General features: G+C 69.3%; 23 protein-coding genes. 10 read left to right on the forward strand and 13 right to left on the reverse strand.

Annotation, left to right across the window (positions count from 1 at the left end):
* Nucleotides 1-430: 430 nt before the first annotated feature.
* The 4 genes from tyrS to ACFVVM_RS29715 form a co-directional block, all read right to left on the reverse strand.
* The gene (gene tyrS / locus ACFVVM_RS29700; protein WP_387625070.1) at nt 431-1,717 is read right to left on the reverse strand and encodes a tyrosine--tRNA ligase; all 1,287 of its coding nucleotides are present in this window, start codon (nt 1,715-1,717) and stop codon (nt 431-433) included.
* A 163-nt stretch (nt 1,718-1,880) separates the two neighbouring features.
* Entirely contained in the window at nt 1,881-2,516 is a 636-nt protein-coding gene (locus ACFVVM_RS29705) for a DNA-3-methyladenine glycosylase (RefSeq protein WP_387625072.1), read from the reverse strand.
* A gap of 312 nt (nt 2,517-2,828) precedes the next feature.
* Nucleotides 2,829-3,383, reverse strand: a complete 555-nt coding sequence (locus ACFVVM_RS29710; protein ID WP_387625444.1) for a TetR/AcrR family transcriptional regulator — start codon at nt 3,381-3,383, stop codon at nt 2,829-2,831.
* 33 nt (nt 3,384-3,416) lie between these two features.
* The gene (locus ACFVVM_RS29715; protein WP_387625074.1) at nt 3,417-4,619 is read right to left on the reverse strand and encodes an MFS transporter; all 1,203 of its coding nucleotides are present in this window, start codon (nt 4,617-4,619) and stop codon (nt 3,417-3,419) included.
* A 162-nt stretch (nt 4,620-4,781) separates the two neighbouring features.
* Between ACFVVM_RS29715 and ACFVVM_RS29720 the strand changes: the two genes are divergently transcribed.
* From ACFVVM_RS29720 to ACFVVM_RS29735, 4 genes are all read left to right on the forward strand, one after another.
* Entirely contained in the window at nt 4,782-6,293 is a 1,512-nt protein-coding gene (locus ACFVVM_RS29720; RefSeq protein ID WP_387625076.1) for a multicopper oxidase family protein, read from the forward strand.
* Nucleotides 6,294-6,366: 73 nt separating this feature from the next.
* On the forward strand, nt 6,367-7,101 hold the full coding sequence (locus ACFVVM_RS29725; RefSeq protein WP_387625078.1) for an ABC transporter ATP-binding protein: 735 nt from the start codon (nt 6,367-6,369) through the stop codon (nt 7,099-7,101).
* A complete protein-coding gene (locus ACFVVM_RS29730) occupies nt 7,098-7,862 on the forward strand; it encodes an ABC transporter permease (RefSeq protein WP_387625080.1) in 765 nt (254 codons plus the stop codon). Before ACFVVM_RS29725 ends, ACFVVM_RS29730 begins: the two co-directional genes overlap by 4 nt.
* A 33-nt stretch (nt 7,863-7,895) precedes the next feature.
* Nucleotides 7,896-8,522: a TetR family transcriptional regulator gene (locus ACFVVM_RS29735; protein ID WP_387625082.1), complete on the forward strand. Its 627-nt coding sequence runs from the start codon at nt 7,896-7,898 to the stop codon at nt 8,520-8,522.
* Nucleotides 8,523-8,531: 9 nt separating this feature from the next.
* Here the strand turns inward: ACFVVM_RS29735 and ACFVVM_RS29740 are convergent, their stop codons facing one another.
* From ACFVVM_RS29740 to ACFVVM_RS29750, 3 genes are read right to left on the reverse strand one after another with little or no spacing between them, the layout of a single operon-like run.
* On the reverse strand, nt 8,532-8,756 hold the full coding sequence (locus ACFVVM_RS29740; RefSeq protein WP_387625084.1) for a Trm112 family protein: 225 nt from the start codon (nt 8,754-8,756) through the stop codon (nt 8,532-8,534).
* A gap of 10 nt (nt 8,757-8,766) precedes the next feature.
* Nucleotides 8,767-9,237: a GtrA family protein gene (locus tag ACFVVM_RS29745; protein WP_387625086.1), complete on the reverse strand. Its 471-nt coding sequence runs from the start codon at nt 9,235-9,237 to the stop codon at nt 8,767-8,769.
* The gene (locus ACFVVM_RS29750; protein ID WP_387625088.1) at nt 9,234-9,446 is read right to left on the reverse strand and encodes a hypothetical protein; all 213 of its coding nucleotides are present in this window, start codon (nt 9,444-9,446) and stop codon (nt 9,234-9,236) included. The genes ACFVVM_RS29745 and ACFVVM_RS29750 overlap by 4 nt, the downstream gene beginning before the upstream one ends.
* Before the next feature lie 218 nt (nt 9,447-9,664).
* Between ACFVVM_RS29750 and ACFVVM_RS29755 the strand changes: the two genes are divergently transcribed.
* The gene (locus tag ACFVVM_RS29755; RefSeq protein ID WP_387625446.1) at nt 9,665-10,690 is read left to right on the forward strand and encodes a glycosyltransferase; all 1,026 of its coding nucleotides are present in this window, start codon (nt 9,665-9,667) and stop codon (nt 10,688-10,690) included.
* Complete coding sequence (gene rffA, locus ACFVVM_RS29760) at nt 10,687-11,823, forward strand: dTDP-4-amino-4,6-dideoxygalactose transaminase (protein WP_387625090.1); 1,137 nt, start codon at nt 10,687-10,689, stop codon at nt 11,821-11,823. Before ACFVVM_RS29755 ends, rffA begins: the two co-directional genes overlap by 4 nt.
* A 67-nt stretch (nt 11,824-11,890) precedes the next feature.
* Here the strand turns inward: rffA and ACFVVM_RS29765 are convergent, their stop codons facing one another.
* The gene (locus ACFVVM_RS29765) at nt 11,891-14,848 is read right to left on the reverse strand and encodes an AMP-binding protein (protein WP_387625092.1); all 2,958 of its coding nucleotides are present in this window, start codon (nt 14,846-14,848) and stop codon (nt 11,891-11,893) included.
* Between the two features lie 178 nt (nt 14,849-15,026).
* Between ACFVVM_RS29765 and idi the strand changes: the two genes are divergently transcribed.
* The gene (gene idi, locus ACFVVM_RS29770) at nt 15,027-15,587 is read left to right on the forward strand and encodes an isopentenyl-diphosphate Delta-isomerase (RefSeq protein WP_387625094.1); all 561 of its coding nucleotides are present in this window, start codon (nt 15,027-15,029) and stop codon (nt 15,585-15,587) included.
* Between the two features lie 196 nt (nt 15,588-15,783).
* On the forward strand, nt 15,784-16,137 hold the full coding sequence (locus ACFVVM_RS29775) for a hypothetical protein (RefSeq protein ID WP_302874032.1): 354 nt from the start codon (nt 15,784-15,786) through the stop codon (nt 16,135-16,137).
* Between the two features lie 4 nt (nt 16,138-16,141).
* On the opposite strand, the gene ACFVVM_RS29780 is transcribed toward ACFVVM_RS29775, so the two are convergent.
* From ACFVVM_RS29780 to ACFVVM_RS29790, 3 genes are all read right to left on the reverse strand, one after another.
* The gene (locus ACFVVM_RS29780) at nt 16,142-16,870 is read right to left on the reverse strand and encodes an aspartate/glutamate racemase family protein (RefSeq protein WP_387625096.1); all 729 of its coding nucleotides are present in this window, start codon (nt 16,868-16,870) and stop codon (nt 16,142-16,144) included.
* Nucleotides 16,870-18,363 carry an NCS1 family nucleobase:cation symporter-1 gene (locus ACFVVM_RS29785; RefSeq protein WP_387625098.1) on the reverse strand — a complete coding sequence of 498 codons (1,494 nt, stop codon included), beginning with the start codon at nt 18,361-18,363 and terminating at the stop codon, nt 16,870-16,872. Before ACFVVM_RS29785 ends, ACFVVM_RS29780 begins: the two co-directional genes overlap by 1 nt.
* A gap of 84 nt (nt 18,364-18,447) precedes the next feature.
* Nucleotides 18,448-19,170: a GntR family transcriptional regulator gene (locus tag ACFVVM_RS29790; RefSeq protein WP_387625100.1), complete on the reverse strand. Its 723-nt coding sequence runs from the start codon at nt 19,168-19,170 to the stop codon at nt 18,448-18,450.
* A gap of 106 nt (nt 19,171-19,276) precedes the next feature.
* Between ACFVVM_RS29790 and ACFVVM_RS29795 the strand changes: the two genes are divergently transcribed.
* Together ACFVVM_RS29795 and ilvA are read left to right on the forward strand one after the other, a co-directional pair.
* Complete coding sequence (locus ACFVVM_RS29795; RefSeq protein ID WP_387625102.1) at nt 19,277-20,446, forward strand: serine hydrolase domain-containing protein; 1,170 nt, start codon at nt 19,277-19,279, stop codon at nt 20,444-20,446.
* 156 nt (nt 20,447-20,602) lie between these two features.
* On the forward strand, nt 20,603-21,832 hold the full coding sequence (gene ilvA, locus ACFVVM_RS29800; RefSeq protein ID WP_387625104.1) for a threonine ammonia-lyase: 1,230 nt from the start codon (nt 20,603-20,605) through the stop codon (nt 21,830-21,832).
* 321 nt (nt 21,833-22,153) lie between these two features.
* On the opposite strand, the gene ACFVVM_RS29805 is transcribed toward ilvA, so the two are convergent.
* Together ACFVVM_RS29805 and argH are read right to left on the reverse strand one after the other, a co-directional pair.
* On the reverse strand, nt 22,154-22,477 hold the full coding sequence (locus ACFVVM_RS29805) for a DMT family transporter (protein ID WP_387625106.1): 324 nt from the start codon (nt 22,475-22,477) through the stop codon (nt 22,154-22,156).
* A 109-nt stretch (nt 22,478-22,586) separates the two neighbouring features.
* Entirely contained in the window at nt 22,587-24,005 is a 1,419-nt protein-coding gene (gene argH, locus ACFVVM_RS29810) for an argininosuccinate lyase (RefSeq protein ID WP_387625108.1), read from the reverse strand.
* Nucleotides 24,006-24,104: the final 99 nt, after the last annotated feature.

The following is a 24,104-nucleotide window of genomic DNA, read 5'->3' on the forward strand; positions in this document are numbered from 1 at the left end:
CCACGACCGGGGGGTACGCGAAGGCTGGAACCAATAATAATTATTGGCACTGACATTCATCGACACACTATTGAGTTCTCAAAGAACACACGCACCAGCAGAGCACCGGATCTGGTCCGGATCTTCCGCTGGGCAACTGTTCCAGCCTAACCCTGCTTCCAGACGATGTCAAACATGTCGTCGGTCACAGTGCAGGCACTGCCAGGCGCACCCCGTCCTACCGCGTTTCCCTTGCCCCGCCAGCCCCTCAGGACCAGCGTCTCGGCTCCGGGTTGGTGTCCGTGTCGCTCTGACTTCCAATAAGTTACGCGCCGGATAACGCCGCGTCAAATCGCCTGGATGGCAGCGCATCTGCGCAGGTCAGCGGGTCGGCTCCGAGCGTTGCGACGGCCTGAATCACACGGATGTGACTCAGGCCTCCGCGACGATCTCAGGCTATCCGGCGCACGCCCGCCATGTTCTTCTTGCCACGGCGCAGCACCAGCCACTGTCCGTGCAGGTAGTCGGCATCGGACGGGGTCCACTCGATATCGCTGACGCGCTCGTTGTTCACCGAGGCACCGCCCTCGTTGACCGCGCGCCGCGCCGCTCCCCTGCTCTCGCACAGGCCGGCCGCGACGAGCAGGTCGACGATCGTGCTCGGTTCGCCGGGCACCACCTCGGCCACCTTGCCGTCGATCGCGGTCTCGCGCAGGGCGGCGCCGAGCGTGGACTCGGGGAGTTCACGCAGGTCACCGCGACCGAACAGGGCCTGGCTGGCCAGTTCCACCGCGCGGGTCTCGGCCTCACCGTGCACCAGCGTGGTCATCTCGGCGGCGAGGCGCTTCTGTGCTTCGCGGGCGAACGGACGTTCGGCGGTCGCCTGCTCGAGCGCGTCGAGTTCCTCCCTGGACAGGAAGGTGAACCAGCGCAGGTACCGGACGACATCGGCGTCGGCGGTGTTCACGAAGTACTGGTACCAGGCGTAGGGGCTGGTCAGTTCGGGGTCGAGCCAGAGGCTGCCGCCGCCGGTGGACTTGCCGAACTTCTTGCCGTCGGCCGAGGTCACCAGCGGGACGGTGAGCGCGTGCACGTGCGCGCCGTCGACGCGCCGGTTCAGTTCCACACCGGCGATGATGTTGCCCCACTGGTCGGAGCCACCGACCTGCAGTGTGCAGCCGTGCTCGCGGCGCAGCTGCAGGTAGTCGTTGGCCTGCAGCAGCATGTAGCTGAACTCGGTGTAGGAGATGCCCTCGCCCTCGAGGCGCCGTTTGACGGTGTCGCGGGCCAGCATGACGTTGACCGAGAAGTGCTTGCCGACATCGCGCAGGAAGTCGACGGTCGACAGCGACCCGGTCCAGTCCATGTTGTTCACGATCAGCGCGCCGGTCGGCGAATCGTCGAGGTCGACGAAGCGTTCGAGCTGGCCGCGGATGCGCTGGGCCCAGTCGGCGACGGTGTCGGTGGAGTTCATGGTGCGTTCGCCCACGTCACGCGGGTCACCGATGAGGCCGGTGGCGCCGCCGGCGAGCACGATCGGGCGATGGCCCGCGCGCTGGAATCGCTTGAGCGCGAGCAACGGGACCAGGTGACCGGCGTGCAGACTCGCCGCGGTGGGGTCGAAACCGGCATAGAGGGTCAGCGGCGCAGCGGCGGCGGCCGCGCGCAGCTGGTCCAGGTCGGTGGACTGCGCGATCAGGCCGCGCCAGGTCAGTTCGTCGAAGATGTCACCGCTCACGTCGCACCATCTTTCCGTACCCGCCGCGCCGCGCACACCGCAGGTCGGGGCGTGTTCGTGCGGAGCGCAGGGCGAGCGGGAATTCAGCCCATGACACGTGGTGAGAGGTCGTCAGTCGATGAGGGGTCGTCAGTCCAGACAAGAGGCGGCGAAAACCTGCGGTTCAACGGCCGCGTAGCGAATCGACGGACGGCGCGCGCGGACTGCGCCGATAGACGGAGACGGCGGGTGAGTCCGGGAGCCAGAATCGCCACGGCACCTCGGCGGCCAGGCGCACGCCGACCCGGGGTCCCGCCGAGATCTCCGCTCGCGGGATCGGTGAGCCCAAGTCGAGGCGGACCGCGGCGAAGGGGTCGAACAGTTCGGTGCCGTAGTCGGACAGCGAGATGCCGAGCGCACTGCCGACATTGCCCGGGCCACGGGCGAGATCGGCATCGGTGCGGGCGGCGGGTCGGCGGTCCCGGGCGAGGTCGATGCCCGCCACCACCTCCCCCGCGCGCACCAGGACCGCGGTGGCGACACCGTCGTACCCGGCGGTCACGTTCACGCACAGGTGGATGCCGTACGAGCGGTAGACGTACAGCCGTCCCGATGGCCCGAACATCACCGCATTGCGCGCCGTCGGTCCCGGCCAGGAATGTGCGGCCGGATCCGGCCACGGTCCGGTGCGATCGCTGCCATATGCCTCGACCTCCACGATGCGCAACGCCACCGGCCCCGATGACAGCGTCGCGCCGAGCAACCGCCGCGCGGCGGCAACCGGGTCGACGGCGAGTTCCTGTGCGGACACGACCGCCATTGTCCGGCATGCCCGCACGACCTCGGGGATGAGGATGCTCAGGAGCGGAGACCGAGGACGGATCCCACTATGCTGTGCCGCAGCTGACCCGGCACCACGGCGATCCAACCGTCCCGGCGACCCAGCGATCCCGGCGACCCCGGCGGTCCGGCAACCCTGGCGGTCCGGCGACACCGACACCCCGACCCAGCCATCCGGCAACCCGCGTCGGACCGGCGACCGGCGACCCGACTATCCAGCGACCCCGGAGGTCCGGCGACACCGTCGGTCCGGCGACCCAGCCGTTCGGCAACCCGGCAGTCCGGCGCCGAGTTACTCGGGCAGCAGAACTCGCAGCATGGCGTCGAACTCGTCTGGTCCTGGCGGGTTTTCGGTGAGGAGGGATTGTACGAGCAGGCCGTCGACCGCACCGACGAAGACCCGGACGCGGACGGGGTCGTCGGTGTAGCGGCGGGCGAAGTCGGCCAGGGCGGCCAGCCAGCGGTCGGTGGCGGGGCGCAGGCCGGTGTCCTTGGCGGCGAGGAGGAACAGTTCGAACTCGGCGAGCAGGCGACCCGGATCGCGGACGACCGAGGCGAGGAGTTCGGCGAGGTCGCGGCGGCCGTCGGTGTCCGCGGTGTCGGTGACCTGGCGAATCACCGCGGCGTCGGCGTCCATGGAGCCGGTGAGCGCGGCGGTGAGCAATTCGTGGATGCTGCTGAAGTAGTAGGCGGCCGAGGTGTAGGGCTGACCGGCTTCCTTGGCGACGGCCCGGTGACTGACGCCCGCGACGCCGTCGCGGGCGACGACGCGCAAGGTGGCCTCGATGAGCTCTTGCTGACGTTGCCTGCCCTTGCGGAGTCGCCCGTCGGTGGTTGCCTCGTCCAGCGGTTTCCTCCTCGTTCGACCGAATCGGACCGACTATAGCGAGGGCGCGTCGACGGGTTCGGCGACCGCGTTGCCGAGCACCGGGTAGCCGATCCCGACGATCGTCACCACGCACAGGCCCGCGCCGAGCGCGACGTAGCTGCCCGCTCCGACACCGAACAGGTCCACGACCAGCCCGGTGCCGGCCGCGCCCGCCGCGATACCGATGTTCAGGCCGGTGATGGCCCAGGTCATGCCCTCGGTCAAGGCGGTGGCCGGGACGCATTTCTCGACCAGGGTCATGATCACGATCATCGTCGGCGCGAAGAACACACCGGCGACGAACACAGCGGCGGCCAGCCCCGCGATGCTGGAGACCAGCACCAGCGGCAGCGTGGTGACCGCGGTGCCGGTGACGCCGAGCAGCAGCAGTCGCGGCAGCGGAATCCGGAGGTCGAGTGTGCCGAACACGAGCCCGGCGACGGCGGAACCGAGCGCGTAGACCGACACCACGATGCCCGCGGCGGCGGGACTGCCCTGCCGTTCGGCGAAGGCGACACTGACCACGTCGATGGTGCCGACGATGGTGCCGCCCGCGACGAGCGCGAGCACCAGCACGATCATCGACGGCGATCCCACCTTCGCGCCGCTGCCGCCCGCGACCCGGACCGCGGGTTCGGTCCCCCGCTGCGCGGTGACCAGCACACCGCCGAGCACCAGCAGCACCGCCGCGACCAGCGGTCCGGCCTGCGGGAACAGGGTCGTGCACAGGGCGACCGAGAGGGCGGGGCCGAAGACGAAGGTCATCTCGTCGAGGACCGATTCGAACGAGAAGGCGGTGTGCAGCCGGGGCGAGCCGGCGAAGATCTCGGTCCAGCGGGCCCGGATCAGCGCGGACATGCTCGGGATGCAGCCCGACGGTATTGCGAGGACGAACAGCAGCCAGGCGGGTGCGCCGTAGCCGGCGGCCAGCAGCAGGGCGCCGAGCGCGATGACGCTGATCCCGGTGGCGGGCAACAGGATACGGCTCTGACCCCGGCGGTCGACCAGTCGCGATATCCGCGGCCCGAGCAGGGCCATGGACAGGGTGAAACAGGCCGACACCGCGCCGGCGAGCAGGTAGTCGCCGCGCAGCTGCGACAGCATGGTGATCAAGCCGATGCCGACCATCGGCATCCCCACTCTGGCGACGAAACCGGCGGCGGTGAAGGCGACTGCGCCGCGGGCGGCGAACAGCTCTCGATACGGGTTGGCCACGAAACGACCCTTCCTGAGGTGAGCGAACCGAACATAAACTTGAACGACTGTTAGATTTGTTTATTCCACCGCCGCGCGGGTTCTCGATCAGGGTGCGACTGGGGGTCGATATGGGGACGCTTCCCGATGTGGGCCGACACCCCGAATCCCTACCGTCGGTGCATGGCACACCCCGCTCGATTCCGCCGCCTGCTCCTCGGCGCCGCGGCCCTCGCTCTCACCTTCGTGCTCGCGGTCGGGGGCGGTACGGCCTGGCTCTGGACCACGGCCGACATCTCCACCGTCGGCACCACGGAATTCACCCGGCCGCTGGCCATCCCGCCGCTGGCCGATTCCACCGTCGACGCCGACGGAACCAGGGTGTTCACACTCGACATGCAATCGGGGACAACGGAATTCGAGCCGGGTCGACCGACCGACACCTGGGGGTTCAACGGTACCTACCTCGGCCCGACGCTACGGGCCGCGAACGGCGAGCGGGTGCGGGTCCAGGTCCGCAACACGCTGCCCGAAGCCTCCAGCGTGCACTGGCACGGCATGCACCTGCCCGCGAAGATGGACGGCGGGCCGCATCAGATGGCCGAGGCCGGGGCCACCTGGACACCGGAATGGACAGTGGCGCAACCGGCTTCGACACTCTGGTACCACCCGCATCCACACGGCGCGACCGAGGACCACGTCCGGCGCGGACTGGCGGGCATGTTCTGGATCGACGACGACCTCGCCGGAGCACTCCCACTGCCGCACGACTACGGCGTCGACGATCTGCCGGTGATCGTGCAGGACCTGCGAATGCGCGGACAGCAACTCGACGGCACCCGCGCGATCATGCGCGACGTGGGCTTTCTCGGCGACAACACGATGGTCAACGGCACCATCGGGCCGTATCAGGAGGTCGGCGACGAGCTGGTGCGGCTGCGGCTGCTCAATGCCGCGACCGCGCGCACCTTCACCTTCGCCTTCGACGACGCCCGCCCGTTCGCGCTGATCGGCACCGATGGCGGACTGCTCGAGCGCCCGGCCACCCTCGACCGGGTGCGCCTGTCCCCCGGCGAGCGCGCCGAGATCGTGGTCCGGATGCGCGCGGGCGAACGCACCATCCTGCGCGGCGAGCGCCTCGACGCCGGACTCGACTTCTGGGGGAACCGGTTCGCGGGCGGCGACGACACCTTCGACATCCTCGAGCTCAGGGCCGCCGAGACCCTGCGACCCTCTCCCGACCTGCCTGCCACCCTGGTCGCACCCTCGACGCCCGACGGCTCGGACGCGGTGACCGAACGCCACTTCGATCTCACTTTCGCCAAGATCAACGACACCGAGATGGCGATGGACCGCATCGACGCCACCGTCACCCGCGGTACCACCGAGAAGTGGGTGGTGCGCAACTCCGACGGCATGCCGCACAACTTCCACGTCCACGACGTGCAGTTCCGGGTGCTCGACTACGCGGGCGCGCCGCCGACCCCGGATCTGGCCGGTCCGAAGGACACGATCTTCCTGGCGCCGGGCACCACCGCGACCCTGGCGCTGCGTTTCGACGGACCCGCGGATCCGACGACGCCGTACATGTATCACTGCCACCTGCTCTGGCACGAGGACCGGGGAATGATGGGCCAGTTCGTGGTCGTCGAGCCAGGTCAGGAGGCCGCGACACCGCCGCGACACGCGCACTGACCTTGTCACGGCGACCAGGCCGCGCTAAATTCATCACGTAGTGAATTCAACACTCGATGAATTGAGGCGGCCCATGTCGCACACCGCTCCCGAACCACCCGCCGTCGAGGTCACCGATCTGACCGTGCGCCGCGGAAGACGCCGCGTCCTGCACGGTCTGACCCTGGAGATCCCGCGCGGCTCGATCACCGGACTGCTCGGCCCATCGGGCTGCGGCAAGACCACCCTGATGCGCAGCATCGTCGGCACCCAGCTGGTCGAATCGGGCACGGTCACCGTGCTCGGCGACGCGGCGGGCAGTGCCGCGCTGCGCCGGCGCGTCGGCTACGTGACCCAGGCGCCGAGCATCTACGCCGACATCAGCGTGCGCGACAACGTCGCCTACTACGCCGCGCTGTACGGCCGGACTCGCGGCGATGTCGAATCCGCCATCGCCGCAGTGGGTTTGACCGATCACGCGGGCCAGCTGGGCGATCAGCTCTCCGGCGGGCAGAAGACCAGGGCGTCGCTGGCGTGCGCGCTGGTCGGCAAGCCCGAGGTGCTCGTCCTCGACGAACCGACCGTCGGGCTCGATCCGGTCCTGCGGGTCGAGTTGTGGCAGCAGTTCCACGACTTGGCCGCGGCGGGAACGACGCTGCTCGTGTCGAGCCATGTGATGGACGAGGCCGAACACTGCGACCGCCTGCTGCTGATGCGCGAGGGCGCGCTGCTGGCCCAGCTCAGCCCGGCCGAGCTGCGCGAGCGCACCGGCGAGCAGAACCTCGAGACCGCCTTCCTCAGCCTGATCACCGATGGAGAGCTCCGATGAGCGTCACCCTGCGGCCCTACGCCGCCACGACCGGCCGGATCCTGCGCCAGTTGCGCAACGACCATCGCACCGTCGCCATGATCCTGGTGGTGCCCGCGATCCTGATGACGTTGCTGTACTTCATCTATCAGGACGCGCCGCGCGCGCCGCACACCCCGTTGACGATGTTCGACCGGGTCGGCATCACCATGCTCGGCATCCTGCCGTTCATCGTGATGTTCCTGATCACCGCCATCGCGATGCAGCGCGAACGCACCTCGGGCACCCTCGAACGGCTGCTCACCACGCCGTTGAGCAAGCTCGATCTGCTCGCCGGGTACGGCAGCGCGTTCTCCCTCGCCGCCGCGGCCCAGGCCGCGGTGGCCTGCCTGGTCTCCTTCGGCCTGCTCGGGCTGACGGCCGCCGGCAACCCGGGCTGGGTGATGCTGATCGCCATGGTCGACGCGGTGTGCGGGGTGGCGCTCGGTCTGCTGGCGAGCGCGTTCGCGCGCACCGAGTTCCAGGCGGTGCAGTTCATGCCGGTGATCGTGGCGCCGCAGATCTTCCTGTGCGGGCTGCTCGTGCCGCGCGACCAGCTGCCGAACTGGCTGGAGGCGATCAGCAACGTGCTGCCGCTGAGCTACGCGGTCGACGCGCTGCAGCAGGTCTCGGTGCACGCGGAGCCGACGGCCGCGATGTGGCGTGATCTCGCGGTCGTGGCCGGGTTCGCCGTCGTCGCCCTGTGCCTCGGCGCGGCCACGCTGAACCGGCGTACTCCATGATGAGATGACTCGACGGATGGAGGACAGCACGAGATGAGCGGCGACGAATCCGGTTCGGACGCACCACGGTCCCGGCGCACCGGCCGCAGGCCGGGTAACACCGACACCAGGACCGCGATCCTGGAGGCCGCGCGGACCCGCTTCGCGAGCGCCGGATTCGCCAGCACCTCGATCCGCGCGGTGGCCGCCGACGCCGAGGTGGACCCTGCCCTCGTGCACCACTACTTCGGCACCAAACAGCAACTGTTCGCCGCGGTGGTCGCGCTGCCCGTCGACCCAGAACTCACGCTGCGCACCATCGACGCGGCGCCGGTGGAACGGCTCGGCGAAACGGTGGTGCGCGCGGTGGTGACGGTGTGGGACTCCTCGGCGGGGCCCGGCGTCGTGGCCATGGTGCGCAGCATGCTCGCCGGTGAACCGAACCTGGTGCGCTCGTTCCTGCTCGAAGTGGTGCTCGAGCGGGTGCGCGCGCGGATCGCCACCGACGCCGACGACGGCCGCGCGCGCATGTCACTGGTCGCCGCGCAGATGATGGGCCTGCTCATCACACGCAAGGTGATCGAGCTCGAGCCGATCGCCTCGATGCCACTCGATTCGGTGGTCGCCGCGGTCGGGCCGTCGGTGCAGCGTTATCTCACCGGCGATATCGACCCGGTCTGACCGCCCCGGTCAGGACTGCGCGGTGAAGAACTCGTGCTCGGTGTCGGCGACCTCGCGGGCCTCGTCGATCAGCAGCACGGGGATGCCGTTGTCCACCGGGTAGGCGCGGCGCAGGCGCGGGTTGTAGAGAACACTCGCGCCGGATTCGGTGCGGACCAGCTGCAGCGGGCCCTTGTCCTGCGGGCAGGCCAGCAGGCTCAGCAGGGTTGCGTCCAGGGTGGATTCGTGCGCCATGGCGATCAACCTACCCCGCCGTCGTGGCATCGCCGGTAGCCGGTCGCCTGCGGAAGGAGATGTAGCGGTGCCCGAAGAAGCTCAGCACCGCGACCAGGCCCATCACCACCATCGACGCCGGGGCCGCGGGGAAGCCGAGCCCGGTCACGGCGAGCTCCACCAGCACCACATTGAGGACGAGGCCGCCCGCGTTCACCCCGCAGAAGGCGAGGAAATCGCGCAGTACCCGCCCGCGCACCCGGAACACCAGGGTGCGGTGCCCGACGAAGGCCACCACCATGCTCACCGCGTAGGCGGCGACCACCGCGAGGCCGGGCCTGCCGTCCCCGAGGATCGTCAGCCACAGCAGGGTCAGCGCCATGCCGAGCGCGGTGTTGAACCCGCCGACGATCGCGAACGCCAGCTCCTGGCGCTTCACGATTCGCAGCAGCGGGCCCGGCGTCTCCAGGACACCGTCGCGGGCCGTCGCACCTGCCGTCATCGCGTGCCCACCACGGCGATGTCGTCGGCGAACAGCAACCATCGGGTGAACGAGAGCAGCCCAGTGGCCGGGGCCGTCCACCGAATCCGGGAGCCGTGGGACAGGTAGATCCGGGAGACACCGCGGCCGGGGAAGACCGGACCCGCTGCCGTGGTGCTCGAGCCCCATCGGTCCACCGTCCGACGGGGCGGAATCGTGGTTTCCACCATGAGCACGAGACCCTACCGGTAGCGGCCCGCGTGTCGACACCGTCACGTATCACCGGTCACTTAGCAGATCTCGGCGCGCCACAGTGTTAAAGTCTCGCAACACTGCTGGCGCTAGTGACACATACCGAAAGCCGACGATGCCGATTCCCTCAGCGCGTGCGTCCCGTCCGAGCGTTGTGCTGCACGCGGGGGCGCCCGAGCGCCACCGCGCGCGACCGGTGCATTCGGTGTCGGTGGTCGTCCCGGTGTACCGGGGCGAGGAGACGATCGCGGCGCTGGTCGCCGAACTGGATCGGCTGACCGGCCCGAGCACCTCCACCGGAGGCACCCGGTTCGCAGTCGAGGAGATCATCCTCGTCCACGACAACGGGCCGGACCGCTCCGATGTGGTGCTGCAGGAACTCGCGAACAGCTACCCGCAGGTGCGCGCGGTCTGGTTGAGCCGCAACTACGGTCAGGACGCGGCGACGATCGCTGGCATGGCGGCCGCGCGGGGCGACTGGATCGTCACGATGGACGAGGACGGCCAGCACGACCCGGCCTTCATCGGCGATTTCCTCGACGCGGCGCTGGCCTCGCGCGCGGACCTGGTCTACTCCAAGCCGTCCAACACCCGGCCGCACGGGCTGCTCCGCAATGTCACCTCGCGCGGCGCGAAAGTGGTGCTGGCGACGGTGTTCGCGTTCCCCGATTCGACGCGGTTCGAGAGTTTCCGGTTGATCCGCGGCGACATCGGTCGTCAGCTGGCCGAGGTCGCCGCCAACGGCGTGTACCTGGATGTGGCGCTGACCTGGGTGGTCGGCAATACCGTCTCGGTTCCGGTGACGTTGCGCGCGGAGGGCCGCGAGGAGTCCGGCTACAACTACCGCCGCCTGTTCTCGCTGTTCTGGAAGATGGTGCTGTGCAGCGGCACCCGGGGTCTGCGCCTGGTGAGCATGCTGGGCATCACCCTCGCGCTGGCCGGGGTGATCATGGCCGCGGTGGTCATCGCGTCGGCGCTGACGCGCGACCATGGCAACCCCGAGGGCTGGGCGTCGATCATCGTCGTCCTGCTGTTGTGCTCGGGTGCGACGCTGTTCTCGCTCGGCCTGATCGCGGAGTATCTCGGGGTGGCGCTGCACGTCCTGGTCGGCAAACCGCTGTACCTGACCGTCGACACCCCGACGCCGCGACCGGACGTCACCGCGGCCCTCGCCGCGCAGCACGGCGTCGACGTCGGTTCCGAGATGAGTCACCGCCGGTGACCGACCGGATCATCTTCAGCAGGCCGTTCCGTGCCGCGGCCGAACGCGACAATCTGCTCGCCGTCCTCGATTCCGACCACAGCCACGGCGACGGCCGGTTCACCAAGGCGGCGACCGCCAGGATCAAAGCAATTACCGGTGCCGACCACGCGCTGCTGACCACCTCGTGCACGCACGCGCTGGAACTGGGCGCGTTGCTGCTCGAACTCGGTCCCGATGACGAGGTGATCGTCCCGAGTTTCGCGTTCACCTCGGCGGCCACCGCGATGGCGCTGCGCGGGTCGACGTGTGTGTTCGTCGACATCGACGACACCACCGGCAACATCGACCCCGTCGCCGCCGCGGCCGCGGTCACCGACCGCACCAAGGCGATCGTGGTCATGCACTACGGCGGTGTCGCCGCCGACATGGCACCGCTGCTGGACCTGGCGGGCGCGCACGGGCTGGCGATCATCGAGGACAACGCGCACGGCCTCGGCGGCACCTGGCGCGGCCGCAAACTCGGCACGATCGGCACGCTGGGCACCCAGAGTTTCCACGACACCAAGAACGTGCACTGCGGCGAGGGTGGGGCGCTGCTGCTCGCCGACGAGATCCTGATGGGCCGCGCGGAGATCATGCGGGAGAAGGGCACCGACCGCGCCCGCTTCCTGCGCGGTCAGGTCGACAAGTACTCCTGGCAGGACATCGGCTCGAGCTATCTGCCCAGCGAACTCAACGCGGCCGTGCTCGACGCGCAGCTGGCCGAGTTCGACACCATCCAGGCCAACCGGCACCGCGTGTGGAACACCTACGCGACCGCGCTCCCGGAGTGGGCGGCCCGCAACGATGTGCGGCCGATGACGATTCCCGCCGACAGCGGGCACACCGCGCACCTGTTCTTCCTGCGCATGCCCACCGAGGACAGCCGCGACGGCATCATCGCACATCTGGCCGGACGCGGGATCGTCGCGCCGTTCCACTACATTCCGCTGGATTCGAGCCCGGCCGGGCTCAAGTACGGCCGCACCCCCGTGCCGTGCACGCGCGCGGCGAACTTCTCGGCCACCATCGTGCGGTTGCCGCTGTGGCCGATGCTGAGCGAAGCCCAGCTGACGCGCATCGTCGACGCGGTCACCGAGTATCGCGCGTAGCGATCAGCGCAGGCGCCGATCAGCCGCGGTGAGCCGGTTCGAGGTCGGCCGCGGCTGATCGGTGCGTTCAGTTCCCGCCGAACAGTTCCGCGGCCACGGCGTCGGTGAGCACCTCGTAGGTGTCGGTCTCCCGGTTGTAGAGCCAGGTGCCCGGTCCGGCCTTCGGGAAACCGGCGGCCTGCACCGCGGTGGCCGAGGGCCGGAAGCTCGAGCTGCGCGGGATCAGGTCGACGACGTAGACCAGATCCGGTCGCTGGTCGGGTTCGAGCGCCCGCATGGCCTCGGTGACATCGCCGGGTTCGAGCCGAAAGCCCGCCCGCACGCTCAGCGCGGCGGCGGCGAGCGTGCCCGAGGGGGTCTTCAACGCGAAGGCGACCTCCACGTCGACGGGGGTGATGTCGTTGAGCACGTCCACGATCGGCTGGGTGAACACCGGGCCGCGCGCGGTCAGGATCACCGTGTCGCGGCGGTCGACGAGCCAGTAGTCGCCGTCGCTGTCGCGGCGGAACAGGTTCTCCGTCGGCCACCAGGCGTCACCGGCCTGGAACACCCCGCGCAGGCCGCCGTCGGAGATGTCGGCGATGTCGACGGCCTTGCCGAGCAGCAGACCGGGTTCGTTGTCGACGCAGCGCCGCGCGAAACCGTCGTCGCCGACCCGGATCTGCTCGCTGACCGGGTCGTAGGCGACCAGTTCGACGCGGGCGGTGCCGGGCACCGGCCGGCCCTTGGCGCCGATCTTCGCGCCGGTCACATTGGCGAGCACCACGTCGCCGTCGATCGAGGCGTAGAACTCGAGCACCCTGGCCGGCGGGAACTGCTCGACGGTGCGGCGCCACAGGCCCGCGGGCATACCGGACCCGATGAACAGCCGGATCGGATGGTTGTGTCCGGCCGGGAAGACCTCGGCGTCGAGCAGATCGCGCAGCATGGTCCAGGTGTAGGTGACGACGGTGACGCCGTAGCGGTGCACCTCTTCGGCGAAGCGGCCCGGCTCGATCTCCATCGACCGTGCCAGCGCGATCCGGCTGCCACCGGCCACCGCACCGCCGAGGCTCACCAGCAGACCTGACGAATGATGCAGCGGCGCAAGGCAGTACACCGTGTCGCGGCGGTCGAGGTCGGCCGCGCTCGCGGTGCCGAACGCCGAGAGCGCCCACCGATGGTTGGTGATGTATTTGGCCTCGAGCCGGTCACCGGTGCCGACGACGAGGATGAACGCGAGCTCGCGCGCCAGGCCGGGGTTGGAGCGGTACCACGCCGGCACCCGCACCTTCGCCGGGTCGACCTGCTCGAGATCGATCACCCGGTCGCCGGTCTGCACCGGCAGGGCCCGGCTGTCGCCACCGCCGAGCACCAGTGCCCGGCAGCCCGTCGCCGCGGCGACGCGCAGGTTCTCCGGGTCGGTGATCAGGGTCTGCACACCGGTGAGCTGGATGGCCCGATCCAGTTCGGCGCCGGGGGCGAGCAGCACCGCGACCGCGCCGAGGCGCGAGAGCGCGGCGACCGCGGCCAGTGCGCTGGGCCGGGTCTCCATGACGACACCGACCCGGGTGGCGGGCCGGATGCCGACCGAGATGAGTCCGCGCACGACATTGTCGATGCGTACCTCGACCGCGGCGTGGGTGTGCACCCGGTCGTCGAACAGGAACAGATCCTTGTTCGGCGCGCGCCGGGCGTGTTCGCTGAGCAGCTTGCCCAGCGAGATGCGGGTGTGCGGCTGGATCATGCCGAGCCGGGTCAGGCGCGGCAGCGCGCGCGCCGCCTCACCCGCCATCTCGAAGGATCCGCGAATCGTGTTGCTGGCGATGCCTTCCAGCGCCTTGCCGACGCCGGCGCCCGCCTCGGCCAGCGAGGCCGCGGTGTGCACGACCCGGGTGGCCGCGGTGCGCGGCGCGTTGCTGTCGACGTGTTCCTGCATGGGCACGATCTGCTCGGGCAGCGTGCCGTTGCCGTCCATCCAGGCGATCCAGTCGCGCACCATCGGCCAGGTGTGGTTGGTGGCCGTGGAACCGGCGACGAGCCCGAAATGCCCTGCCACCAAGCTGGCTTCGTACACCTCGGCGTGCGGTGCGGCCCGCACGATGCCGCGCACGGCGGCGGGCTGGCCGATGTCGTCGACCTCGCCGACGAACGCCAGGATCGGGCACTTGAGCTCGGCGAGCGAGACCGGGTGATCGCGAATCACGAAGCCGCCGAGCATCATCCGGTTGTGCGCGACGAACTGCTTGAGCAGATCGGCCACGGCGGGACCCGAATATCCCACCCAGCCATCGCTGTTGAGGAAGCGGCGCTGACGCTCCTTGGGTAGCAACGCTTCCCGGTCGTGCAGCTGGAGCAGGAAGTCGATCCGCGATTTCGCGGTCTTGACCGGATCGAGCATCTGGAATCCGATGCGTACCATGGACTCGGTGATCGGCAGCCGGTGCATCACGTGGTCGGCCAGGAAGTCGGCGACCTCGGAGACCACGCCGTAGGGCAGCCCGAACGGCATGCCCGCGACGATGTCGACCGGGCTGCCGAAGGTGACGATGGAGGCGACGCCCTTGCCGTAGCGGTAGGCGGTGCTCTGGTAGGCGAACATGCCGCCCTGTGAGTAGCCCATCAGGTGCACCTGGGCGCCGGTGGCCTCGCAGACGGTGTCGATGGCGGAGTTCACCGCGAGGACGTGGTCGGCCAGGTCACGTTCCCAGCCGCCCTCCTCGGTCGCGGGTGAGCCGAAATCGATGACCCAGCAGTCGATTCCGCTGGCGTGCAGGATCCCGACCGCACCGCCTGCGGCGTTCACGTCCCAGATGTCGGCGTTGACCATCAACGGCGGCACGAGCAGTGCCACCGGACGGCCCGCCGAGGTGTCGTCGGGGAAGTAGTGCCGCAACCGGTACATGCGCCTGCGCTCGACGACCTCGAAGGGCGAGGACTCGACATCGTGCGCCAGCCCGCCGAAGCGAACCACTTCCAGTCCGTTCTGCGCCGTGGCCAGCAGCCGCTGCACCGAACTGACCACACCTTTTGGACTGATATCCACCGTTCCCACCTGGCCTACCTGCTGAAAGTGACACACCTCACACACCCCGATGTGCTCATATGAGCTAACCACACCGGACCTCCATTATGTGTCGCCTGTGACACGCCGCATGTTCCGGCGATTCGGCTCACACCACCGGGCGCGTCGGGGCGGGGACCGGCGCCGATAGGGTGGCCGGGTGACCGAACCGCTCGCCGACCCGTCGACCGATCGTGAAGCCCTGCTCGTCGAACTGGTCGACGAGTCGGGCCGGACGACCGGCGAGTGCTCGGTGGCCGAGGCACACCGGCCGCCCGGCATCCTGCACCGCGCCTTCTCGGTGCTGCTGTTCGACCACCGCGGCCACGTCCTGATCCAGCAGCGCGCCGCGGTGAAGACGCGATTTCCCCTGCAGTGGGCCAACACCTGCTGTGGGCACCCCCTGCCGGGGCAGCCGGTGGCCGAGGCGGCCGCGATCCGGCTGCGCGAGGAGTTCGGTCTGGCCGCCGAGCTCACCGAGGTCGGCGCCTTCCGCTATCGCGCCGGTGACGCGTCGACCGGGCGGGTCGAGCACGAGTACGACCACGTCCTCATCGGCGCCGTCGGCAAGCACGCGCCCCAGCCCGACCCGGCCGAGATCGCCGACTGGGCCCTGCGCTCCCCCGCGGACCTGCGCGTCGACCTGGCCGAGGACCCCGGCAAGTACACGCCCTGGCTGGCCCAGGTCCTCGACCTCGCCGAACAGGCCACCCAGCACTGACCCGCTCCTCCTTGCCGCCTTTCCCTTCCCCGGTGTCCTGACCAGCCGACAGGCCAGAACCAGTTTGATGCGCATATCTACATGTTCCGATGTAACTCGCTTCCTTGGGCAAATCACAGGCTCACCACAGTCGCCGAACAGGCCGCGCGAGGAGTCTGGATTTCGAACGGTTCCACAGACGGCGAGTGAGGTAGCGATGGTCGAGGTCGAGATCGACGACGACACGGTGACGGTCCACGTACTCGGCGGGCATCGCCTGCTCGCGCTGCGTCAGCAGGTCGTGATCGACCGCGCCGCCATCACCGAGATCACCACCGCCGAGGTGGACCTGCGCCCGCCGTGGGTGCGCGCGCCGGGCACCTTCATCCCCGGGGTGATCGCCGCGGGCGTGTATCGCGGCAAGGGTCGCAAAGAGTTCTGGGACACCACCTTCGGCGGCAGCGCGGTGCGCATCGACCTGGACGGGCCGGATTTCACCCGCCTGGTCGTCGATGTCGACGACCTCGACGCCGTGCTGGGCGCGTTGACCGCCGATTCGGTCGGCGTCTGAGCGCTCAGGACCCGAACGACTCCAGCAGACCGGTATAGGTCTTCGGTGGCGGTGTCGCGAACTCCCCGATCCCCGATTTGCGCAGGCCGAGGGTGAGCAGGGACTGCACGGTCAGCGTGGCCGCCGCGACACCGTCGATCACCGGCACCCCGATCTCGTCCCGGATGTGCGCGCACAGATCCGCCATCCCGGCACAGCCGAGCACCACCGCGTCGGACCCGTCGGCCTGGACCGCCTCGCGGCAGGCCTCGGTCACGATCTTGCGGGCCCGCGGGTCGGTGTGCAGGTCGAGCACGGGCAGCTCGCAGGCGTGGATTCCGAGGCAGAAGCGTTGCATCCCATAGCGTTCCGCCAGATCCGCCGCGCGGCCGATGGTCCGGCCCAGCGTGGTGACGACGCTGAACCCGCGCCCGAGATGACTGGCGGTGTGCATCGCCGCCTCCGCGATCCCGATCACCGGCCCCGCGGCCAGCTCCCGCGCCGCGTCCAGTCCTGGATCGCCGAAGCAGGCGATGACGTAGCCGTCCACGCCCTCGGCCTCGCCGCGCCGGATGGCCGCGAGCAGGCCGGGCACACTCATCGCCTCGTCGTAGTGGCTCTCGATCGAGGCCGGTCCGGTCTCGGCGGTGACCGCGTCGAGCAGTGTGCCCGGACCGGCGACGGCCCGCGCACACTGCTCGATCGTGTCGGTCATCGCCCGGGTGGTGTTCGGGTTGACGACCCGGATGCGCATCAGGCGGTGACCTCCGTGGCGTTGGCGGCGGCCCTGCGGTCCCCGGTCAGCAGGTAGTAGACGACGAAGCCGACGCCACAACCGATGAACCAGCTGTACTGGGCGGTGGTGTGCATGCCGGGCAGGCTGTTGGCCAGCACCGGGAACACCGCGATCACCGCGGCGACGGCGGTCGCGACGATCGCGCTCACGTGATAGCCCTTGGTGTAGTGGTAGGTGCCGCTCTCCGACATCGTGAACAGGTCGTCGACTACTACCTTCTGCTTGCGCACCAGGTAGTAGTCGCAGATCAGCACGCCGAACAGCGGTCCGATGAAGGCGCCGAGCACCTCCAGCGTGTAGTGGATGACCTCGGGATTGTTGTAGAGGTTCCACGGGGTGATCAGCACCGAGCCGACCGCGGCGATCATGCCGCCGGCGCGCCAGCTGATCCGCTGCGGGCTCACATTCGAGAAGTCGAACGCGGGCGAGACGAAATTGGCGACGATGTTGATGCCGATGGTGGCGATCGTGAAGGTGAGCGCGCCGAGCACGATGGCGAAAGTCGAATCGATCCGGGCGACCGTCTCGACCGGGTCGGTGATGAGTTCGCCGTACACCGGCAGCGTGAGTGACGCGGTCACGACGACCAGTACCGAGAACACCAGGAAGTTCAGCGGCAGGCCGAGGAAATTCCCTTTCCTGACCGCGGCGAAACTCTTGCCGTAGCGGGAGAAGTCACCGAAATTGAGCATCGGTCCGGAGAAATAGGACACAACCAGCGCGATCGCGCCCATCATCACCGGCACCGACGACCAGCCGGTGTATTCCACCGCGCCCAGGCTCAGGTCGATCGCACTCCAGCCCGCCTGCGAGATGAGATAGCCGCACAGCAGGAACATGACGACGTAGACCGCGGGACCGCAGAAATCGATGAACTTGCGGATGGATTCCATCCCGCGCCAGAACACGCACGCCTGCAACACCCACAGCAGCAGGAAGCTGGCCCAGCCGAGCAGCGACAATCCGGCGAATCCGTAGTCGGCGGTGACGGCGTACGGCGCCAGCCCGGGGAACAGCTTGATGAGCACGATGTCGAGGGCGGCCGAGGCCAGGAAGGTCTGGATGCCGTACCAGGCCACCGCGATCAGACCACGGATGATCGCGGGCACATTGGCGCCGAGGACACCGAACGCGGTGCGACAGATCACCGGATAGGGCACCCCGGTCACCTGACTCGGCTTGGCCACCAGATTGCAGAAGAAATAGACGATGGTGATGCCGACCAGCAAGGCGACCAGGACTTGCCAGCTGGCCAGTCCCAGTGCGAAAAGGCTGCCCGCGGTGACATATCCACCCACACTGTGCACGTCCGACATCCAGAACGCGAAGAAGTTGTAGGACGTCCATGACTGCTTGCGGAGCGGGGCCAGATCCTCGTTCGTCAGGCGTGGATCGTAGAGCGGCGGATCACCGGCGGGGGCGCCCGCAGACGGTGTGAGTGTTTCGGTCATTGTGCATCCCATCCGAGGGGGTGAATCAGCTGCACCGACCGTAGATATCCGCTATTGCCCGACCGTTTCTCGATGATTTCCCGGCTATTGCACGACCGATATATTCTCCGGCGCGAGCAGCCCGGTATCGGTCGGCAGGGTGGCGACCACCGCTTCCAACCTGCGGTGATGTTCCTCGGCGACCACCAGCAAACGGTCGACATCGCGGTCGAGGAAGGCCTCGAGCATCAGCACGTGCTCGGTGTGCAGACGTTCGCGATCGCGCCGGTCGATGTGCACCATCGACCGCACCGGCTCGGTGACGTTCCACGCCGACTCCAGCATGTGCAGCAGCCGGAACATCCGCGACGGGCGGGTGAGCGCGACGTGGAAGTGACGTGACTGGCGCTGATAGGTCTCGGGATCGTCGTCGAGGATCGCGCGTTCGAGCAGTTCGTTGATGGCGAGCAGTTCGGTGCGGTCCGCGTCGTCGGCGTTGGCGACCGCGGCGGCGAGCGAGGCCGATTCCAAGGTGTCGCGCACGATGTACATCTCGCGCAGTTCGGCGGCGGTGAGCTGGGCGACGGCATAGCCGCGTTGCGGGCGATGGGTGACCAGGCCCTCCCCGATCAGCGTCTTGAGCGCCTCGCGCACGGGGATGTGGCTGACCCCGAACAGTTCGGCGACCTCGCGCAGCGGGATCACGGTGCACGGGGGCACGGCGCCGTCGAGGATCACCCGGCGCAGTTCGCCGAGGATCACCTGGGGACGGCCTGGCTCGTCGACCACGAGCCTCGCCAGGAGCGCCGATCGTCGTCTCGGGGGCATGCGCACATGCTATGGACGCCGTATTGCGGGCGTACTGCCCGATGTGACGGTCAGGAAACGATCACCGTACCGACCGGTCCTTTGTGCGCGGTGGCATGCTGCAACGATGGGAGTTTCGACAACGCAGTCGGTGGATCGCCGTTTCGTCCGCTTGGTCGCCGTCTTCGACAGCCTGTTCCGCAAGCCCGCGCACGGCGGTGGCGCACTGAGTGTGTACCTGCACGGCGAGCCGGTGGTCGATGTCTGGGCCGGGTATGCGAGTCCTGGCGTGCCGTGGACCGCGGAGACCGTCGCCTTGGGTTTCTCCACCGGAAAGGGCGTGGCGTCCACGGTGGTCCATCAGCTCGTCGAGCGCGGTGAGCTCGACTACGACACGGCCGTGGCCGACTACTGGCCGGAGTTCGCCGCGGCGGGCAAGGCCCACATCACGGTGCGCGACGTGCTCACCCATCGCGCCGGTCTGCACCGGTTGCGCGGTCTGCTGCCCGGCCCGACCGAGCGCTTTCTCGACGACGCGGCGGTGACCGAGGCACTGGCCACGGCCGCGCCCGATCCCCGGCACCGCACGACCAGCGGCTATCACGGAATCAGCTACGGGCATCTGGCCGCCGAGCTGGTGCGACGGGTGACCGGGCGCGAGTTCGTCGACGTCGTGCGCACCGAACTGGCCGAGCCGCTCGACGCCGAGGAACTCTGGTTCCGGGTGCCGCCCGAGCACCGGCACCGCATCGCGACCACCTTCCCGCGCCTGCGGGCCGCGGGCATGGACTGGGACCGGGGCTCGGATCTGCTGACCCGCACCCGCTTCGCCGCCGCGGCCGAGACCACGCCGCGCGGCTTCGCCGAACTCATCGTCGACCCGCGCGTGCACGATTCGGTGATGCCGGGCGTGAACGGGGTCTTCTCCGCGCGTGCGCTGGCCCGCCTCTACGCCGCCCTCGCCAACAAGGGCGAACTCGACGGCACCCGCGTCCTCGACCCCGACTCGATCCGCCGCGCCGCCACCCGTCAGGTCTTCACCCCCGATTACGTGCTCGCCTTCCGCATCCCGTGGGCCCTCGGCTTCCATGGCGTCCCCATGAAGCCGTCCAAGGCCGACCCGATCTCGGCCTTCGGCCATTTCGGCCTCGGCGGCTCCGGCGCCTTCGCCGACCCCGAGACCGGCCTGTCGCTGGCCTTCGTCACCAACCGCCTCGGCGGCAAACTCACTCCTCTGGGCGACGCCCGCCTCACCCGCCTCGGCACCATCGCCCACAACATCGCCAAAACCGCCTAACGCGCCCCATCACCAACTGGACGGGTGATCACCAGGCACTGGTGTGAGTAACGGCCGAGAGCCGAACGCCACCAGAGCCTGGTGATCACGTGTCCAGGTGGTTGAGGGTGGGATCGGGTCGGTGTTGCGGTGGATTCGGGGTGGGGATGCGGCACGATGTGGCGTATGGAGACGGTCGGGATCGAGCGGATCGAGGCGGCGGGTCGGCTGTTGGCGCCGGTGATTCGGCGGACACCCACCGTGGCCTCGCGGGTGCTGTCGGACCGGGTGGGGACGCCGGTGCTGCTCAAGTGCGAGAACCTGCAGCGGACGGGGTCGTTCAAGCCGCGGGGTGCCTACAACCGGATCGCCCATCTGCCCGCCGACCAGCGGGCGCGCGGGGTGGTGGCCGCGTCGGCGGGCAATCACGCGCAGGGGGTCGCGTGGTCGGCGGCAGAGCTGGGGATCACCTCGACGGTGTTCATGCCGATCGGGGCGTCGTTGCCGAAGCTGATGGCAACGCGGGCGTACGGGGCCGAGGTGCATCAGGTCGGCGACACCATCGACGAATCCTTGGTCGCCGCAGAGGAATTCGCGCAGCGCACCGGATCCACGCTGATCCATCCGTTCGACCATCCCGACATCGTCGCCGGTCAGGCGACCGTCGCGCTGGAGATCCTGGAGCAGGTACCCGATGTCGGCACGGTCGTGGTGCCGACCGGTGGCGGTGGTCTGCTCGCCGGAGTCGCGGTGGCCCTGCATGCCCTGGCGCCACACGTGCGAGTGATCGGTGTGCAGGCGGCGGAGGCGGCGGCGTGGCCGGATTCGCTCGCCGCGGGCGCTCCGGTGCGGGCCGCGCGAATGTCGACGATGGCGGACGGGATCGCCGTCGGGCTGCCGGGTGCGGTGCCCTTCGCCCATGTCGCGGAGCTGGTGACCGAGATCGTCACCGTCGACGAGGACGCACTGTCGAAGGCCCTGCTGCTGTGTCTGGAACGAGCCAAGCTGATCGTCGAGCCCGCGGGTGCGGCCGGTGTCGCCGCCCTGCTCACCCCGGCTCTGCGCGACCGCGACCTCCCCGGCCCCGTCGTGGCGATCCTGTCCGGCGGCAACATCGACCCGCTGCTGCTCACCCGCGTGATCGGCCACGGCCTCAGCGCGGCGGGCCGCTACCTGGCGATGCGCGTCACCATCGCCGACCGCCCCGGCGCGCTGTCGACCCTGCTCGGTGTCGTCGGCCGCGCGGGTGCCTCCGTCGTCGACATCGTCCACTCCCGCACCGGCATGTGGCTGGCCGTCGACGAGGTCGAGGTCTCCCTCACCGCCGAGACCCGAGGCCCCACCCACCGCGACGACGTCCTGGATGCCCTGCGCGACGCAGGTTTCCGCGTCCGCGCCGAGCTGTGACCCACCGCGCCGAGCCACGCCATCGACCAGAACTGGTCCGTTTATCACCACGCGCTGGTGGCGGCCGCCACTCGGCCGATGCTCACCTGACAGCGTGGTGATCAACTGTCCAGCTGGTGCCACGATGAGTCGGGCGGCGTACGGCGGATTCTGGAGCGACGGAACACGGCGCCGCAGGATATGGGCGGTACGGCGTGGAGGTGGCAACCACGCGAGTAAGGCGCGCACCCGTGCGGGCCAGGTGCTCGGCGTGGTGGTCGGTGCTCATCGGGTCGGCCCCCTTTCGGGGTGGCGCACCTGTGGTCGGCGCGTGGGGTGGGGCTAGTGCGCGCCGCCGAGTTCCAGGGCGAGGACGCCGAGGATGACCAGGGCGATGCCGCCGACCTGGATGAGGGTGAGCCGCTCCCCCAGGAACAGGACGCCGATGGTCGCGATCGCCGCCACGCCGACGGCGGACCAGATGCCGTAGGCGACGCCGATCGCCATTCCCCGCTTCAACGCCTGGGACAGGAAGAAGAACGCCGCGCCGTAGCCGAGTACCACGACGATCGAGGGCACCAGCTTCGTGAAGCCTTCCGACAGTTTCAGCGAGACGGTCGCCGTCACCTCGGTGGCGATGGCCAGTGCCAGGAAGAGCAGGGTCATCCGCGCAGACTATCCGGGCCACGAGCGCGGCGCCGCACACGGCATCACCGGCCACCGGACCAGCGGCGCAACACCTTCGGCGTCGGCCGGCTCGGAGACTCGAAGGAGGTCAGCTCAGCCAGGTGCGGGCTTCGGTGGCGGCGGTGCGGACCTCGCCCAGCTGCTCCGCGACGCGGACGCCGGCGGTGCCGCCGCGGGCGTTGCGGGAGGCGATGGAGCCTTCGACGGTGAGGACGTCGCGGACACCGGCCGTCAGGGACGGGTCGATGGCGGCGAATTCCTCGTCGGTCAGCTCGGCCAGGCCGACGCCGCGGGACTCGGCGGCGCGGACGCAGGCGCCCGCCGCCTCGTGGGCGACGCGGAACGGAACGCCTTGGCGGACCATCCATTCGGCGATGTCGGTGGCGAGGGTGAAGCCGGCGGGGGCGAGTTCGGCCATGCGGTCGGTGTGGAAGGTGAGGGTGGCGACCAGGCCCGCGATGGCGGGGAGCAGGAGTTCGAGCTGGGCGACCGAGTCGAACAGGGGTTCCTTGTCCTCCTGCAGGTCCCGGTTGTAGGCCAGGGGCTGGGCCTTGAGTGTGGCCAGCAGGCCGGTCAGGTTGCCGATGAGGCGGCCCGCCTTGCCGCGGGTCAGCTCCGAGACATCGGGGTTCTTCTTCTGCGGCATGATCGACGAACCGGTGGACCAGGCGTCGGCCAGGGTGACGTAGCCGAATTCCGGTGTGCTCCAGACGATGATCTCCTCCGCCATCCGGCTGAGGTCGACCCCGATCATCGCCAGCACGAAGGCGGCCTCGGCGGCGAAATCACGCGAGGAGGTCGCGTCGATCGAATTGGCCGCGGACGCGGTGAAGTCCAGTTCGGCGGCGATCTGCTCGGGGTCGAGGCCCAGCGAGGAACCGGCCAGCGCGCCCGACCCGTACGGCGAGATCGCGGCGCGCTTGTCGAAGTCGCGCAGGCGTTCGAGGTCACGCAGCAGTGGATGGGCGTGCGCGAGGAGGTGATGGGCGAGCAGCACCGGCTGGGCGGCCTGCTGGTGGGTCTTGCCCGGCATCACCGCGTCCGGATGCGCGGCGGCCTGGGCGACGAGTGCGTCGACCACATCGAGCACACCGGCCGAGACGCGACGCACACCGTCGCGCAGCCACATCCGGAACAGCGTGGCCACCTGGTCGTTGCGCGAACGCCCGGCGCGCAGCCGCCCACCGAGCTCGGCCCCGACCCGCTCGATCAGCCCGCGCTCGAGCGCGCCGTGCACGTCCTCGTCGGACTCGGCCGGTCCGAAGGCACCCGAGGCGACATCGTCGGCGAGGGCATCGAGGCCGACCAGCATGGCGGCCAGGTCCTCGGCGGAGAGCAGATCGGCCTTGTGCAGCACCCGGGCGTGCGCCTTGGAGGCACGGATGTCATAGGGCGCCAGCGCCCAGTCGAAGTGGGTCGACTTGCTCAGCGCCGCCATCGCCTCGGCCGGTCCGGACGCGAATCGCCCACCCCAGAGGGCACCTTCGTTGGTTCCACTGTGGGTCATCGGGTTCTCCTCCGGTCGGAAAGGGTGGTGGGCATGGCTGTTCACAGCACCGGCCGGCCCTTGACGGGACCGGCCGGTGTCGAGACTACGACTTCCTCA

Origin of the sequence: Nocardia sp. NPDC058176 (assembly GCF_042883805.1) — a bacterium.
Taxonomy (GTDB): domain Bacteria; phylum Actinomycetota; class Actinomycetes; order Mycobacteriales; family Mycobacteriaceae; genus Nocardia.